Annotated in this window: 11 protein-coding genes and 1 tRNA gene; 5 read left to right on the forward strand and 7 right to left on the reverse strand. The window is 72.0% G+C overall.

Annotation, left to right across the window (positions count from 1 at the left end; all coding sequences use genetic code 11):
* Positions 1-3: 3 nt before the first annotated feature.
* Together ACH4S9_RS37140 and ACH4S9_RS37145 are read left to right on the forward strand one after the other, a co-directional pair.
* The gene (locus tag ACH4S9_RS37140) at positions 4-2,613 is read left to right on the forward strand and encodes an MFS transporter (protein ID WP_398376060.1); all 2,610 of its coding nucleotides are present in this window, start codon (positions 4-6) and stop codon (positions 2,611-2,613) included.
* A gap of 252 nt (positions 2,614-2,865) precedes the next feature.
* Entirely contained in the window at positions 2,866-3,723 is an 858-nt protein-coding gene (locus tag ACH4S9_RS37145) for a YceI family protein (protein ID WP_358848473.1), read from the forward strand.
* A gap of 10 nt (positions 3,724-3,733) precedes the next feature.
* On the opposite strand, the gene ACH4S9_RS37150 is transcribed toward ACH4S9_RS37145, so the two are convergent.
* The 6 genes from ACH4S9_RS37150 to ACH4S9_RS37175 form a co-directional block, all read right to left on the reverse strand.
* Complete coding sequence (locus ACH4S9_RS37150) at positions 3,734-4,531, reverse strand: TetR/AcrR family transcriptional regulator (RefSeq protein ID WP_358848474.1); 798 nt, start codon at positions 4,529-4,531, stop codon at positions 3,734-3,736.
* A gap of 75 nt (positions 4,532-4,606) precedes the next feature.
* Positions 4,607-6,133: an MFS transporter gene (locus ACH4S9_RS37155; protein ID WP_311726139.1), complete on the reverse strand. Its 1,527-nt coding sequence runs from the start codon at positions 6,131-6,133 to the stop codon at positions 4,607-4,609.
* 165 nt (positions 6,134-6,298) lie between these two features.
* The gene (locus ACH4S9_RS37160; protein WP_398376062.1) at positions 6,299-8,590 is read right to left on the reverse strand and encodes an ArnT family glycosyltransferase; all 2,292 of its coding nucleotides are present in this window, start codon (positions 8,588-8,590) and stop codon (positions 6,299-6,301) included.
* Entirely contained in the window at positions 8,587-9,912 is a 1,326-nt protein-coding gene (locus ACH4S9_RS37165) for a bifunctional glycosyltransferase family 2/GtrA family protein (RefSeq protein WP_311726137.1), read from the reverse strand. The genes ACH4S9_RS37160 and ACH4S9_RS37165 overlap by 4 nt, the downstream gene beginning before the upstream one ends.
* 26 nt (positions 9,913-9,938) lie before the next feature.
* Complete coding sequence (locus ACH4S9_RS37170; RefSeq protein ID WP_311726136.1) at positions 9,939-11,672, reverse strand: HAMP domain-containing sensor histidine kinase; 1,734 nt, start codon at positions 11,670-11,672, stop codon at positions 9,939-9,941.
* Positions 11,673-11,685: 13 nt separating this feature from the next.
* Complete coding sequence (locus ACH4S9_RS37175) at positions 11,686-12,423, reverse strand: response regulator transcription factor (RefSeq protein WP_311726135.1); 738 nt, start codon at positions 12,421-12,423, stop codon at positions 11,686-11,688.
* A gap of 183 nt (positions 12,424-12,606) precedes the next feature.
* Here ACH4S9_RS37175 and ACH4S9_RS37180 point away from each other — a divergent pair, with 183 nt between their 5' ends.
* Positions 12,607-13,572, forward strand: a complete 966-nt coding sequence (locus ACH4S9_RS37180) for an LLM class F420-dependent oxidoreductase (RefSeq protein WP_398376064.1) — start codon at positions 12,607-12,609, stop codon at positions 13,570-13,572.
* Between the two features lie 376 nt (positions 13,573-13,948).
* Positions 13,949-14,566, forward strand: coding sequence for a hypothetical protein (locus ACH4S9_RS37185; protein WP_398376066.1), 618 nt, complete (start codon positions 13,949-13,951; stop codon positions 14,564-14,566).
* Between the two features lie 45 nt (positions 14,567-14,611).
* On the opposite strand, the gene ACH4S9_RS37190 is transcribed toward ACH4S9_RS37185, so the two are convergent.
* Positions 14,612-14,685, reverse strand: a tRNA-Met gene (locus ACH4S9_RS37190).
* A 257-nt stretch (positions 14,686-14,942) separates the two neighbouring features.
* On the opposite strand from ACH4S9_RS37190, the gene ACH4S9_RS37195 reads away from it, so the two are divergent.
* Complete coding sequence (locus ACH4S9_RS37195; protein WP_398376068.1) at positions 14,943-15,563, forward strand: hypothetical protein; 621 nt, start codon at positions 14,943-14,945, stop codon at positions 15,561-15,563.
* Positions 15,564-15,592 lie beyond the last annotated feature (29 nt).

Below are 15,592 nucleotides of genomic sequence, written 5' to 3' on the forward strand. Positions count from 1 at the left end.
TTCATGGCAACGACCACACCGGACGGCGGTGTGCGGGGACCCGCGGGGCACCCCGCCCATGCCAAGCACGGTGGCGGAGGCCACCACGGCCGCCACGACTCCGGCTCGACGGCACCGATGACCCACCGGCAGATCATGGAGGCGCTGTCCGGGCTGCTGCTCGGCATGTTCGTCGCGATCCTCTCCTCGACGATCGTCTCGAACGCCCTCCCGGAGATCATCGCCGACCTCCATGGCGGCCAGTCCGCCTACACCTGGGTGGTCACCGCCGCCCTGCTGTCGATGACCGCCACCACCCCGCTGTGGGGCAAGCTCTCCGACCTGTTCAGCAAGAAGCTCCTGGTCCAGATATCGCTGGTCATCTATGTGGCCGGCTCGGTGGTCGCCGGTCTCTCGCAGAACGCGGGCATGCTGATCGCCTGCCGTGTGGTGCAGGGCATCGGCGTGGGCGGTCTGTCGGCCCTCGCACAGATCGTGATGGCCGCGATGATCTCCCCGCGCGAGCGCGGCCGCTACAGCGGCTACCTCGGCGCGACCTTCGCGGTGGCGACCGTCGGCGGCCCGCTGCTGGGCGGCGTGATCACCGACACCTCGTGGCTCGGCTGGCGCTGGTGCTTCTACGTCGGTGTGCCGTTCGCCGTGATCGCGCTGATCGTGCTCCAGAAGACCCTGAAGCTGCCGGTCGTGAAGCGGCAGGTCAAGGTCGACTGGTCCGGTGCCTTCTTCATCAGCGCCGCGGTCTCGCTGCTGCTGATCTGGGTGACCTTCGCGGGTGACAAGTACGACTGGGTCTCCTGGCAGACCTACGCGATGGTCGGCGGCTCGATCGCCCTCGGACTGATCTTCCTCCTGATCGAGAACAAGGCGAGCGAGCCGATCATCCCGCTCCGCCTGTTCCGCAACAAGACGATCGCCCTCGCCTCGATCGCTTCGCTGTTCGTCGGTATCGCGATGTTCGCCGGGACCGTCTTCTTCAGCCAGTACTTCCAGCTGGCGCGCGACAAGTCGCCGACCATGTCCGGCGTCATGACCATCCCGATGATCAGCGGCCTGTTCATCTCCTCGACCGTCTCGGGCCAGGTCATCACCAAGACCGGCCGCTGGAAGGCCTGGCTGGTCGCCGGCGGTGTGCTGGTGACCGCGGGCCTGGGGCTGCTGGGCACCATGCGGTACGACACGCCCTACTGGCACCTGGCCATCTATATGGCGCTCATGGGCCTCGGCATCGGCATGATGATGCAGAACCTGGTGCTGGCCACCCAGAACCAGGTAGCCCCGCAGGACCTGGGCGCGGCCAGCGCCGTCGTGACCTTCTTCCGCTCCCTGGGCGGTGCGGTCGGCGTCTCGGCGCTCGGCGCCGTGCTCGGCAACCGCGTCACCCACTACGTCAAGGAGGGTCTGGCAGAGCTCGGCCCCAAGGGCCAGGCCCTGGGCCACGGCGGCACCGGCGGCGGCGGAATCCCCGACCTGGACAAGCTCCCCGCGCCGATCCGCACCGTCATGGAGAGCGCGTACGGCCACGGCATCGCGGATGTCTTCCTGTACGCCTCCGGGGCCGCGCTGCTGGCCTTCGTCTTCACGCTGTTCATCAAGGAGGTCCCGCTGAAGACCCGGTCCGGCTCCCAGGCCGCCTCCTCCGAGGACGCCGTCGAGACCCCGGCCGCGGCCGCGGGCACCCCGGCGGACCAGGAACCGGCCGCCGTGCAGCAGCCGGAGCCCGCGCTCGTGGGCGCGCCGGCCGCCGACTCGTCCGACACCGCGTCGGCGTACGCCCTGACGGACGCGACCGTTCCGCAGCGGCTCGCCGCGTTTGCCTCTGTCGCTGATGGCGGCGACGGCCACCACCCCCGGCAGGGCGTGCACGGCTTCGTACGGAACGCCGACCGCACCGCCGTCCCGCGCGCCGCGGTCACGCTGATCTCGCTGAACGGGCGGCAGCTGGGCCGTTCGGTGGCGCACGTCGACGGCTCGTTCGCGCTGGACGCGCCGGGCTCCGGCACCTACGTCCTGATCGCGGCCGCCGACGGCCACCAGCCGCAGGCGTCCACCGTCGTGGTCGGCGACGAGCCGCTCGCCTTCGACGTCGTACTGGCGGCGACCAGCGGCCTGGCGGGCACCGTGCACGGCGCCTCCGACGGGGAGCCGGTCGAGGCGGCCATGGTCGTGATCACCGATGTCCGCGGCGAGGTGCTGGCCACCGGCAAGACCGGTGAGCGCGGCGACTTCCGCTTCGAGGAGCTCGTCCCCGGGACCTTCACGGTCGCGGTCAACGCCGCCGGGTTCCGGCCCGCCGCGCTGCCCGTCGACGTCGGCGCCCAGGGTCTGACCCGGGTCGAGATCGCGCTCCAGGCCGGTGCGCGGGTGCAGGGCGTGGTGCGGGCCGGTGCCGACCGGCGGCCGCTGCCGGACGCGCGGGTCACGCTGGTGGACGCGGCCGGGAACGTGGTCGCCACCGCGACGACCGGGGAGGACGGGGCGTACGCCTTCACCGACCTGGACGCGGGCGACTACACGGTCATCGCGAGCGGCTACCCGCCGGTCGCGGGGGCGCTGACGGTCCAGGGGCAGGGGGTCGACGGACACGACGTCGAGCTCGCCCACCCCCTCGACTGAAAAGGCTGAGGACCCCGGGGCCGGGGCGCGCAGAGCGGAGACGCGCCCCGGCCCCGGCCGGGACGGCGCCGGAGCGCCGGGCCCGGAACCCGGAACCCGGCGGCGGTGTATAGCAGGTGAAGACCTGCCAGGCAGGGGACGGCCTGACACCGCCGTCCGGGTCCGGCGCACCAAGACACCCCACAGACACCGCACAGCACAGACGAGACAGCCCTGACGGAAACGGAAACGGGAGCGAGAGCGAGAGGCGGCATGACGACCACAGCAGCAGGAACGGGCGGAAGCGCGGGCGGGGGGCTGCGCGCCCAGATCCGCACGCGCGACGGCTGGGCGGTGCAGCACGCCGTGCTGACCGTCACGGACATGACGGGCGCTCAGGTGTTGCGCGCCCAGGCCGACGAGAACGGCGCGGTGCGCACGCGGGAGCCGCTGCCGCCCGGGCCGTACACGGTCATCGCCACGGCCGTGGGCTACGCCCCCGCCGCCTCGACGTCGATCGTCACGGCCTCGGGCCGCGCCGATGTCGGCACCGTGGTGCTGGCGCGGCAGGGCGGGGTGGAGCTGCCGCCGCCCGGCGCGTGGACGATCGACCCGGCGCACTCGACGGTGGGGGCCGTCGCCCAGCATCTGGGCATCTCCAGCGTGCGCGGCCGGTTCACGGAGTTCAGCGGGCGGATCGAGATAGCCGAAGACATCGAGAAGTCCGGGGTCGAGGCGGTCATCCAGGCCACGAGCATCGACACGGGGAACGGGATGCGGGACGGCCATCTGCGGTCGGCCGACTTCCTCGACGTGGAGCGGTTCCCGGTCCTGACGTACCAGAGCACCGGGCTGACCCCGGCCGGCGCGGACCGCTGGACGGTGCACGGCAAGCTGTCCCTGCACGGCGTGATCCGGGAGGTGGACCTGGACCTGACGTACCTGGGGACGGGCCCCGACCCGTGGGGCGGGGTGCGGGCCGCCTTCCGCGCGACGGCGCAGCTGCACCGCGAGGACTTCGCGATGAACTACAACCAGGTGGTCGCGGCGGGCATAGCCGCCATCGGCACGACGCTGCGGGTGGAGCTGGACGTCCAGGCCGTCCAGGGCACGGAGCTGCCGGGCGTCTGAGGCGCCGCCGTCAGTCCTGGCCGCCTGCGTCGCGGAGGGCCTCGATGCCGACGATGGCGCAGTCCAGGGCGAAGGTGAAGTCCCGCTCGCGCATCTCCTGGACGGTGGAGCCGCCCCGGGCCTCCATCACGGCCCGCGATTCGTCGAACTCCGGGCGGCCCTCGATACTGGCCATCGTCTCGGCGAAGAGCTCGTCCTGGGTGATGCCCGCGGCGCGGGAGCGGGCGGCGAAGCGGCCCTCGATGGTGCTGAAGCCGTAGACGAACTGGAACACGAGGGCCAGCGCGCCCGGCACCTGCGAGGCGGGCAGGCCGCTGTCGCGCAACACGCGCTGCACCGCGGTGGCGAAGGCCATGGCGTTCGGCCCGATGTTCATGTACTCCCCCAGCAGCGGGGGGACCCAGGAGTGGGCGACCAGCAGCCTGCGGTACTCGGAGGCGATCTGGCGGAGCTGATCGCGCCAGTCCCGCTCCTGGGGCGGTTCCAGGTGCTCATAGCCCTCGACGGGGCCCAGGCTCCCGGCGGGCAGCGACATCTCGCCCATGGCCGTGTCGAGGGCGAGTTCGAGAAGCTGGTCCTTGGTCTCGACGTACCAGTAGACCGACATCGCGGTGACCTCCAGCTCGGCCGCCAGCCGGCGCATCGAGAACCCGGCGAGCCCCTCGGCGTCCAGCAGCCGGACCGTGGCCGCGACGATCTTCACATGGTCGAGCCCGGACGGCTGCTGCTCCGCCTTGCGCTTCGGGGCCTTGCGCTCGGAGAGCCAGATGCTGGTCCGCGGACGGATGACCCGGCTGCCTGTCGCCATGGCGCGCTCTCCTTCTTCCATGCGCCAGGGCCGCGCGGCTGGGGCGCGCGGCCGATGGCGTCTTACTACCCGATGCTATGCCGCCGAGGTCTCTTGTGAAGATCGCTCGGCCCGGCGCAGCAGCAGCGCCGTCAGCGCGCCGCCCGCCAGTACGGCGACCGCTCCGACCAGCTGGCTGGTGTGCACACCGGAGGCGAAGGCGTCCGCGACGGCGGCCCGGTCCTCGTCGGTGCGCGCCGACGCGTAGGCGGCCGGGAGCGAGCCCGCCCCGACGGCGACCGCGGGCAGCAGCCCGACGAACCGGGAGTTGAGGACCGCGCCGAGGACGGCCACGCCCAGGCCGTTGCCGAACTCGGTGAGCGTGCCGTTGACGCCCGCGCCCACCCCCGCCTTCTCCGGCGGGATCGCCGACATGATCGCCGTCGCCATCGCGGGCATGGAGATCGCGATGCCCGAGCCCATGACCACAAGGCCGAGGAGCATCCCGCTGTACTCGTCGGCGCCGAGCGTCGCGATCAGGGCCAGTCCCACGGCCAGCAGCCCCATGCCGCACAGGATCGTGGCCGGGGTGCCGAGCTTGGGCAGCAGCCGGGCGCCGACTCCGGTGAGGTTGAGCACCACGATCACCAGGGCGAGCGGAGCGGTGCGCAGGCCCGCGCCCAGCGGGTCGTAGCCGAGCACGAACTGGAGATGCTGGGTGAGCAGGAACATCGAGCCGCCCAGGCCGAAGGCGACGAGGATGCCGCCCGCGACGGCGCCCACGAAGCGGCGGTCGCGGAAGAAGTGCATGTCCAGCATCGGGTAGGGGATGCGGCTCTCCCACAGCGCGAAGGCCGCCAGCACCACTACACCCACCAGCGCCGACAGCAGCACCCGCTGGGACGTCCAGCCGTGCTCGGGCCCGGAGATGATGGCGAAGACGACGCCGGTCATGCCGATTGTGGACAGCAGCGCGCCGAGCAGGTCGGGCCGGTCACCGGTGGGGTTCTTCGACTCCGGCACCAGCCAGACGACGGCGACGAGGCCGAGCAGCGCCACCGGGAGGTTGATCAGGAAGATCGAGCCCCACCAGAAGTGTTCGAGGAGCGCGCCGCCGATCAGCGGGCCCGCGGCGAGCCCGAGCGAGCTGACCGCGCCCCACAGGCCGATGGCCTTGGGCCGTTCGCTCGCCTCGAAGACCTGCACGACCACGGCGAGGGTCGTGGTCATCAGCAGTGCCCCGCCGATCCCCATGCCCGCGCGGGCGGCGATCAGCTGGCCCGGCCCCTGTGCCAGCGAGGCGGCCAGCGAGCCGATCCCGAAGAGGGCGAGCCCCGTGAAGAGCATCTTCTTCCGGCCGTAGCGGTCGGCGGCGTTGCCCGCGGTGAGCAGCAGGCCGGACTGGACGAGCGAATAGGCGTTGATCATCCACTGGATGTCGGCCGTGGTGGCGTCCATCTCCTCGGTGAGGGAGGGGATCGCGACGTTGAGGATGGTGTTGTCCAGCAACACGGTGAGCTGGGCGAGGCAGATGACGCCGAGGATCAGCCAGCGCTGGGGGTGCCCGCCGGTCGGTGGACCGGGCGGGCTGTCGGACGTGGGGTCGGCGGTCTGCGCCGTCATGGACTCTCCTTGCGCGCTTATACGGTGTACGGGCCAGGGCAGCGATGTACACCGTACAGCGACCCCCCTACGCCGTACAGGAGATTTCCGGCGGGCCATGCGTACGGGCCGGTGGCGGAGGGGATTCCTCCGTCACCGGCCCGTGGACCTGCGTGTTCGCCCGCGTCAGGACTTCGAGGACTTCGACGCCTTCTGGGTCAGGTCATAGAGGGTGGTGCCGTCGACCGTGACCTTCTTGAAGTTGGCCTGAACCCAGGAGCTGATCTTGGACGAGGTGCCGTTCCCGCCCCCGGGACCGCCGCCCATGCCGCCCATGCCGCCCGAGCCGATGAAGTAGTGGATCTTCCCCTGCTTCACATAGGCCTGGAACTGCGCGAGGGTCGGGGACGGGTCGCTGCCGTTGAAGCCGCCGATCGCCATCACCGGGTCCTCGGTGGCGAGCTGGTAGCCCGCGGCGTTCTGCGAGCCGATCGCCGCGGCGACCCAGGTGTACCCACTCGCGTTCTTTTCCAGCGCGGCCTTGACCTTGGAGCTGACGCTCGGGCCGTCGAGCAGACCGCCCATGCCGCCGCCGCGCCGGCCGCCTTCGCCGCCCATGCCACCGGGGAACATGCCCTGCCTGTTGCCCTGCTGGCCCTGGCCCTGGCTGTTCTGGCCCTGCCCGTTCTGCTGCGACGAGCCGCCGCCCGGGAAGCCGCCGCCGGGGAAGCCGCCGTTCTGGCCCCCGTTCTGACCACCGGTCTGACCGCCCTGCTGACCGCCACCGGGGACCATGCCCTGCTGGCCGTTCTGACCGCCGGTCTGGCCACCGGTCTGGCCCTGGGTGTTGCCGTTCCGCATCCCCGGCGGGCCGCCGTTACCCCCGCCCCGCAAGCCGCCCGGACGGCCGCCGCCGGGGCCGCCCATGCCACCCGACACCGCGGGACCGGCCGTGACGATCGAGCCGCCGTGCGGCGTGTCGACCGTGTTGAGCGTGTACGCGATGGGCCCGGCCAGCGACGCCGCGAGGCCAAGACCCGCCACGCCCAGCGCCAGCCGCCCGCCCAGCCGCGACGCGACCAGCAGCCCGGCCGCCGCCGCGAGCCCGGCGATCAGCACCGCCCAGCGCAGCCAGGGGTGCCAGTCGGAGGAGCGGTTCAGCAGCACGTACGACCAGACGGCCGTCACCGCGACCGCGGCCGCGAGCACCACCGACGCCGCGGCGGTGGACCGCCGCTCCCACAGCATCGCGGCGCCCATGCCCACGATCGCCGCGATGTACGGCGCGAGCGCGATGTTGTAGTACTGGTGGAAGATCCCGGACATGAAGCTGAAGGTGGCGAAGGTCATCAGCAGCGCCCCGCCCCACACCAGGAACGCCGAACGCTGGGTGTCCGTGCGCCTGGCCCGCCAGGTCAGCCAGATCCCCGCGAGCAGCAGGATGAAAGCCGCGGGCAGCAGCCACGCGATCTGACCGCCCATGTCGGAGCTGAAGAGCCGGTCGATGCCGGTCTCGCCCCACTGGCCGCCGCCGTTCCCGCCGCCACCGCCGCCACCGACGCTGCCGGTTTCGTTGCCGTTGATCCGGCCCAGGCCGTTGTAGCCGAAGGTCAGCTCCAGGAAGCTGTTGTCCTGCGAGCCGCCGATGTACGGGCGCGAGGACTTCGGCCACAGCTCGACGATCGCCACCCACCAGCCGCCGGCGACGACCATCGCGACCCCGGCGAGCAGCAGCTGGCGGATCCGCTTGCCGAGCTTCGCCGGCGCGCACACCGCGTACACCACGGCGAGCGGCGGCAGGATCAGCCAGGCCTGAAGCGTCTTGGTCAGAAAGCCGAACCCGAAGCAGACCCCGGCCAGCAGCAGCCACTTGGTGCGGGCGTCCTCCAGCGCGCGCAGCACGCAGTAGATCGCCGAGACCATCAGCAGGCACAGCAGCGCGTCGGGGTTGTTGAACCGGAACATCAGCGCCGCGACCGGGGTCACCGCCAGCGCCGCCGCCGCGATGAGACCGGCGGCCGCGCTGAACCGGCGCCGCACCGCCGCGTAGAGCACGCCGACCGTCGCCACGCCCATCAGCGCCTCGGGGACCAGGATCGCCCAGGAGCTGAGGCCGAACACCCGCACCGACAGGGCCATCGGCCACAGGGAGGCCGGAGGCTTGTCGACGGTGATGGAGTTCCCGGCGTCGGAGGAGCCGAAGAAGAACGCCTTCCAGCTCTCGCTGCCCGCCTGCACCGCCGCCGAATAGAACTGGTTCGCGTAGCCGGACGCGCCCAGGCTCCACAGGTAGAGCACGGTGGTGACGGCCAGCAGAACCCACAGGGCGGGCCTCGCCCAGCGCGGGTCCTCCGGCCGGCCGCGCCACGCCCGGGCCAGGCGCGAGCCCTGCGGGGCCGCCGGCCGTGCGTGGTGCGCGGCCGGGGGAGTCGGGGGCGGCGGCCCCGCTGCGCGGAGGCCCTGGTCGTAGGTCGTCATCGGGGGTTCCTCGGATCGTGGTCGGTCAGGTCGTGGTCGGTGGCGGTCCCGCCCTGCGGGCCTTCGGAGGGGAAGACCCAGGCCCGGAAGAGCAGGAAGCGCAGGACGGTCGCGGCGAGGTTGGCCGCGATCAGGACGGCCAGTTCGGTGCTGTGCGCCGGGGTGCCGGAGGCGGCGGCGTCCAGGGCGGCCAGGGAGCCGCTGGTCAGGGCGAGGCCGATGCCGAACACCACCAGCCCCTGGGCCTGGTGACGCACCGCCCGGTCCCGGCCGCGTACGCCGAAGGTGAGCCTCCGGTTGGCCGCGGTGTTGCCGAGCGCCGACAGCAGCAGGGCCAGCGCGTTGGCGATCTGAGGGCCCGTGCCCATCCGGAAGAGGGAGTAGAGCAGCAGATAGACAAGGGTGCTGAGCGCGCCCACCACACAGAAGCCGACCAGCTGCCGGGCCAGCCCGCCCGGGACCCCGCTCAGCCCGCGGTCGCGCGGGTCGTCGCCGAAGGGGCGGCGCAGCCGGTCGAGCGGCAGCGCGCCGGTGGCCAGCGCGCGCCCCACCCGCCAGACGCCCTTGAGGTCGTCGGTGGCCGTCTTCACGATGTGGACCGTGCTGTTGGGGTCGTCGACCCAGTCCACCGGCACCTCGTGGATGCGCAGCCCGGCCCGCTCGGCCAGCACCAGCATCTCGGTGTCGAAGAACCACCCGGTGTCCTCGACCAGCGGCAGCAGCCGCTCGGCGACATCCTTGCGGATCGCCTTGAAGCCGCACTGGGCGTCGGAGAAGCGGGCGGCCAGGCTGCCGCGCAGGATGAGGTTGTACGCGCGCGAGATGAACTCCCGCTTGGGGCCGCGCACCACGCGCGAGCTGCGCGCCAGCCGCGACCCGATCGCCAGGTCGGAGTGGCCGGAGATGAGCGGGGCCACCAGCGGCAGCAGCGCGTTGAGGTCGGTGGACAGATCGACGTCCATGTACGCCAGCACCGGCGCCTGCGACATCGACCAGACCGTGCGCAGCGCGCGCCCGCGGCCCTTCTGCTCCAGCCGGACCGCCGTGACCTCGTCGATGGCGTCGTCGAGGTAGGCGGAGATCTCGGGGGTGCGGTCCGTGCTCGCGTTGTCCGCGATGGTGATGCGGAAGGCGTACGGGAAGGTGCGGGCCAGGTGGTCGTGCAGCCGCCGCACGCACCGCTCGAGGTCGGCCTCCTCGTTGTACACGGGGACCACGACGTCGAGCACCGGCTGGCTCCGGCCGACCGTCACGTGCTCGCGAGCGGGCAAGGTCTCCAGGGGTGTCTCGGGCGGTGCCTCGAGAGGTGTGTGAGTTCGCATGTGACCGACATTCGCGAGCGGCGCTGTCACGGCTGTGTGGTCAGCCTGTGGCCTGCCTGTGAGTGCGTTACGGAGTGGTGAACGGGAAGGTCGGCGGGGACGTCCACGGGGAGGTGGACGGGCAGGTGGACGCCGAAGACGGTGCGGCCCGGCACGCTGTCCACCGTCACCCCGCCGCCGTGCGCCGTGACCACGGCGTGCACGATGGCGAGGCCAAGACCCGTGCTCCCGGCGGCGCGCGAGCGCGAGGCGTCGCCGCGGGCGAAGCGCTCGAAGACATGCGGCAGGAGGTGGGGCGGGATGCCCGGGCCGTCGTCCTCGACCTCCAGGGACACCCAAGGCGCCGAATAAGCGGAATACGGGGATGGCGAGGGAGCGGGGTGCGGCGCCCCGTACGGGCCGCGCCACAGCACGCGCGCGGTGACCGTCGTCCCGGGAGGGGTGTGGGTACGGGCGTTGGCGAGCAGGTTGACCAGGACCTGGCGCAGCCTGGCGTCGTCCCCGTGGACGACCGCGGGGTCGTCGGGCAGCTCCAGCCGCCATTTGTGGTCCGGCCCGGCCGCCCGGGCGTCGCTGACCGCGTCGACCACCACGGGCGACAGGTCCAGCTCCGCGCGCTCGACGGGGCGGCCCGCGTCGAGGCGCGCCAGCAGCAGCAGGTCCTCGACCAGGCCGGTCATCCGTGCCGCCTCCGACTCGACCCGGCCGAGGGCATGGCGGGTGTCGGGCCCGATCTCCTCGCGGCCTCGTCTGGTCAGCTCGGCGTATCCGCGGATCGAGGCGAGCGGGGTGCGCAGCTCATGGCTGGCGTCGGCGACGAACTGGCGTACCCGCGTCTCGCTCTCCTGGCGGGCCGCGAGCGCCGACTCCACATGCCCGAGCATGCGGTTCAGGGCCGCGCCCACCTGGCCGACCTCGGTGCGCGGGTCGGCCTCGGACTGCGGCACCCGCTCGCGCAGGGCGACCTCGCCGCTGTGCAGCCGGAGCTCGGAGACGCGGGTGGCCGTGGCCGCCACCCGGCGCAGCGGGCGCAGCGAGATGCCGACCATGGCCACTCCGGCGATCCCGGCGGCGACCAGCCCGGCGGCGGTGACGGAGACCTCGGCGAGGATGAGCGTGTCGATGGTGTTCTGCGCTTCGGACGTCGAGATGCCGACGAGGAAGTGGCCGTGGGCCCCGGTGACGTACTTGACGCGGTACTCGCCGTTGCCGGGGATGTCGACGGTGTGTTCGGCTCCGTCCCGCGGAACCTCGCTCAGCGCCCTTCGCTGAGCACTGGTCAGGTAGTTGCCGGAGATATCGGGCTCACCCGTGCTCGACTCCTGCTGGGAGCTGATCGCGCCGTCGCCGAGCTCACCGTCCTCGACCTCGGCAGCGACCGTCCCCATCGGCTGGCCGGGCCCGGCCACGGTGTCGCGGATGTTCTGCGTACGCCGGTCGTCCCCGAGCCGCGGGTCCTTGCCGAGGTCGAAGGGCGGGCCGGCGACCCGCATGGCGACGCCCGTGAGCTGCTTGTCCACCTGGTCGTACAGATAGGTGTGGAGGGCGATCGTGGTGACCGTGCCGATCACGGCGCAGACGACGGCGATCAGCCCGACGGCGGAGAAGACCAGCCGGGTGCGCAGCGACCACGGCCTGCGCCGGCGGCGCGCGGAGCGCCTGCCGCGCGTCGGGGGCGCGGGCGTCGGGGGCGCGGGCGGCTGACGTACAGGGAACGGCTGAGGCGCGGAGGGCACACCGGCGGCAGGGGAGAACGCCATCGATCCGGCTCGCCTACTCGCCCGGCTTGATCAGATACCCCGCGCCGCGCCGGGTGTGGATCATGGGGCTGCGGCCCACGTCGATCTTCCGGCGCAGATAGGAGATGTACAGCTCGACGACGTTGGCCTGGCCGCCGAAGTCATAGCTCCACACCCGGTCGAGGATCTGGGCCTTGCTGAGCACGCGGCGCGGATTGCGCATCAGATAGCGCAGCAGCTCGAACTCGGTCGCGGTCAGGTGGATCTCCTGACCGGCCCGGGAGACCTCGTGGCTGTCCTCGTCCAGGACCAGGTCGCCGACGGTCAGCAGCGACTCGCTGCGCGCCGCCGCGGCCCCCGACCTGCGCAGCAGGCCACGCAGCCGGGCGACGACCTCCTCCAGGCTGAACGGCTTGGTGACATAGTCGTCGCCGCCCGCGGTCAGCCCGGCGATCCGGTCCTCGACCGCGTCCTTCGCGGTCAGGAAGAGCACCGGTACCTCGGGAAGCTCGTTGCGCACCCGCCCCAGCAGCGTGAGCCCGTCCATGTCGGGCAGCATGATGTCCAGGATGACGGCGTCCGGGCGCAGTTCGCGGGTGATGCGCTGCGCCTCCGCGCCGTTGCCGGCCGTCCGCACCTCCCAGCCCTCGTAGCGCAGGGCCATCGAGAGCAGGTCGGCGAGGGCCGACTCATCGTCCACAACCAGCACCCGGACGGGGCTCCCGTCGGGTCGCAGCAGCTCGGAACGCCCATGGGGCGAGGTCGCCTTCATGGTTCTCACCTTCGGGTGACCGTCTGAGAGTCCCCTTTCCACTGTCTGTGAATAGCCTGAGAATCCTGTGCCGCCCCCGTCAGCGCCCGCCGCCAGGCCCTCTCAGGTGAGAAACCCGTGTCGAATCGGTGCCCGACCGCGCGGCGAGGAACAACCGGATGCCACCTCCGGTTGAATGGCCGCATGGCCTCTCACCACGAGCCGGGCACCGCCCCCGGCACCACCCCTGACCCGACCCCCGGCAGGACGCTCGCCACCGCACTCGGCAGGACCGGCATCTGGACCGCGGCCCTCCGCGTGACGGACCCCGCGACGGATCCCTCGGCGGACCCCGCGATCCACGACGCGGTCAGGGACGCCGCGGCCGAGCTGGAGGCGCTGGGGTACGGAGCGCTGTGGCTTGGCGGCAGCCCGTCGCCCGACCAGGCCGCCTTCCTCCTGGAGGCGACCTCCCGGATCACGGTCGCGACCGGCATCCTCAGCATCTGGGACCACGAGGCCGCCTATGTGGCCGAGCGCCACGCCGCCCTCGACGCGGCCCACGGCGGCCGCTTTCTGCTCGGCCTCGGGGTGAGCCACAGCCACATGGCCAAGCAGTACTCCCGCCCGTACACGGCGATGCGCGAGTATCTCGACGCCCTCGACGCCGCGCCGGCCCCCGTCCCCGACTCCCGCCGGGTGCTGGCGGCCCTCGGCCCGAAGATGCTGGAGCTGTCCCGCGTCCGCGCCGCGGGCGCCCACCCCTACCTCGTCACACCCGAGTTCACCGCCGAGGCCCGCGAAATCCTGGGCGCCGACCCGCTCCTCGCCCCGGACCTCAAGGTCGTCCTCGAACCGGACCCCGACCGCGCCCGCGCCATCGCCCGCGGCTATCTCGCCTACTACCTCCCGATGCCCAACTACACCAATAACCTCCTCCGGTTGGGTTTCACCGAGGACGACTTCCGCGACGGCGGCAGCGACCGCCTCGTCTCGTCCGTCTTCGCCCTCGGCGACGCCGAGGCGATCCGCCGCCGCGCCGACGAGTTCCTGACGGCCGGCGCGGACCACCTGGCCGTCCAGGTCGTGACCACCGACCCCCTGGGCGCCATCCCGCTGGCCGAGTGGCGCGCCCTGGCCGAGGCCCTGCCGCTCGGCCACGACGGCTGAGCCACGCCGGCCCCCGCCGATGGCTCACGGCCGGAGCGGGCCCACCCCCGTCGGGCCCGCTCCGACCGCCGCCGGCTCAGCCGGAGGCCCGTCCCCGGGCGTGGGAGACCCCCAGGAACGAGGACCGCCCCAGAGGCGGCGACGACCACTGCCAAGCAGCATGGCACCCCCCACTGACAATCGCCCTGACCTGCGCCTTCGCCAGGCCCCGGGCGCGCGGGCGGCGCGTCACGGCCCCGTCTCAGGCTCGCTGCGGGTTGGTACCGGCACCCAAGAGGTCTTTGGTCACGACCACGATGATCTGCCATACAAGATCACTACGTTCCTGACGACGAACCGCCGGCCGGCAAACGACCACCACAGAGGGACCGCCCACGTGCTCAACCGCTCCGCCCGCGCCCGCGCCACCGCCCTCACCTGCTGCGCGGCCGGCCTCGCCCTGCTCGCCCTCGCCTGCGAGGACGACGCCGCCTCCGGGCGGCCGGGCCAGGGACCGGGAACCGCGGGCTCGACGGACGACAGGGCGCCCGGCGGCGGCGGACACCGGACCCTCGCCCTGGGCAAGGCCACCGCGGTCGCCTACAAGCGCGGCTCGGACAACGTCCGGGGCACCCTGAGGGTCACGGCGGAGAGCGTGGCGAAGGGCACCCCGGCGGACCTGCCCAAGGGCTCGCTCCAGGCCTCGGACCACGGGCTGCGGCCGTACTACGTCACCATGACCTTCAGGAACATCGGCGAGGACTCCATCCACTACCCCTTCCTGAACACCCCCACCAGCCTGGAGGACGGCGGCGGCGCGTCCCAGGAGGTCCTGATCACCGCGGATGACGGCGTGAAGCGGTGCCCCGGCAAGGACCCGGACGACTTCGCGGCGGGCGACACCGCCACCCTGTGCAAGGTCTTTCTGCTGCCCAAGGGCGTCACCCCGGCCACTGTGACCTATGCCACGGGCGGTGACACCGAGGAGCCGGTGTCCTGGAAGGTCCCGGGCTGAACGGCCGAGGGGCCCGGCGCTGATGCGCCGGGCCCCTCGTATGAGTAGCGGGGACAGGATTTGAACCTGCGACCTCTGGGTTATGAGCCCAGCGAGCTACCGAGCTGCTCCACCCCGCGTCGGTGTCTGTAACTGTACGTCATTCCGGGCCGCCAGGGAAATCCGTTTCGGCTCCCGGTTACTTTGCAACGACCCGGTCTCAGCCTCGCTTCGAGTGGATCTTCGCCTCTGGCCTGGCGCTTTGTCGCGGCCATGATGTGTGCACCGCACACCGACGGGCCCGCCGAATCCGGCCCGACCACCGTGAACACAACTCACGCGAGCCCAGCTCGCACCAACACGACTCGCACCATCTCAACTCAACGGGGACCGATTCATGCGCATCCGATCCACGCGTAACCGCACAGCCGCCGCAGTCCTGTGTGCCGCCGGCTTCGCCCTGCTGGCCACCGGCTGCAACGACAACCTCGCCCAGGACGGCGGCGACGACACGCCCACCAAGACTCCCAAGCCCTCCGCCACCGCCAGCAAGGCGCTCGACTCCGACGCGGGCAAGACCCTCGCCCTCGGCGAGACCACCCCGATCACCTACAAGCGCTCGGACAAGACGGGCGTCCTGAACATCGCGGCGAAGAGCGTGGTGAAGGGCTCGCAGTCGGACCTGGACAAGGTGGCGCTCAACGCCGAGGAGCGGAAGCTCCAGCCGTACTACGTGACGGTCAGCTTCAAGAACATCGGCAAGGACGCGATCGAGTACCCCTTCCTGAACACCCCCACCCACCTGCGCGACAGCCGCGGCGAAGAGGGGAAGTCCCTCCTCACCCTGGGCGGCGACGTCACCAAGTGCCCCGGCGAGGACCCGGACGACTTCAAGGCGGGCGACACCGCCACGCTCTGCAAGGTCTTCCTGCTCCCCTCGGGCGAGACGCCGTCGGTCGTCTCGTACACGGGTGACTTCGACAAGGAGCCGGTGTTCTGGAAGGCCAAGGAGGACTGACAAAGGCGAAGGAGGGCCGACGAGCACAG

Source organism: Streptomyces sp. NPDC021225 (assembly GCF_044332865.1).
Taxonomy (GTDB): domain Bacteria; phylum Actinomycetota; class Actinomycetes; order Streptomycetales; family Streptomycetaceae; genus Streptomyces.

Coding starts and splice junctions, on each gene's coding strand:
- ACH4S9_RS37155 (WP_311726139.1), bottom strand. CDS start 6,133: ATGACGGCGCAGACCGCCGACCCCACGTCCGACAGCCCGCCCGGTCCA.
- ACH4S9_RS37170 (WP_311726136.1), bottom strand. CDS start 11,672: ATGGCGTTCTCCCCTGCCGCCGGTGTGCCCTCCGCGCCTCAGCCGTTC.
- ACH4S9_RS37150 (WP_358848474.1), bottom strand. CDS start 4,531: ATGGCGACAGGCAGCCGGGTCATCCGTCCGCGGACCAGCATCTGGCTC.
- ACH4S9_RS37175 (WP_311726135.1), bottom strand. CDS start 12,423: ATGAAGGCGACCTCGCCCCATGGGCGTTCCGAGCTGCTGCGACCCGAC.
- ACH4S9_RS37160 (WP_398376062.1), bottom strand. CDS start 8,590: ATGACGACCTACGACCAGGGCCTCCGCGCAGCGGGGCCGCCGCCCCCG.
- ACH4S9_RS37140 (WP_398376060.1), top strand. CDS start 4: ATGGCAACGACCACACCGGACGGCGGTGTGCGGGGACCCGCGGGGCAC.
- ACH4S9_RS37180 (WP_398376064.1), top strand. CDS start 12,607: ATGGCCTCTCACCACGAGCCGGGCACCGCCCCCGGCACCACCCCTGAC.
- ACH4S9_RS37195 (WP_398376068.1), top strand. CDS start 14,943: ATGCGCATCCGATCCACGCGTAACCGCACAGCCGCCGCAGTCCTGTGT.
- ACH4S9_RS37165 (WP_311726137.1), bottom strand. CDS start 9,912: ATGCGAACTCACACACCTCTCGAGGCACCGCCCGAGACACCCCTGGAG.
- ACH4S9_RS37145 (WP_358848473.1), top strand. CDS start 2,866: ATGACGACCACAGCAGCAGGAACGGGCGGAAGCGCGGGCGGGGGGCTG.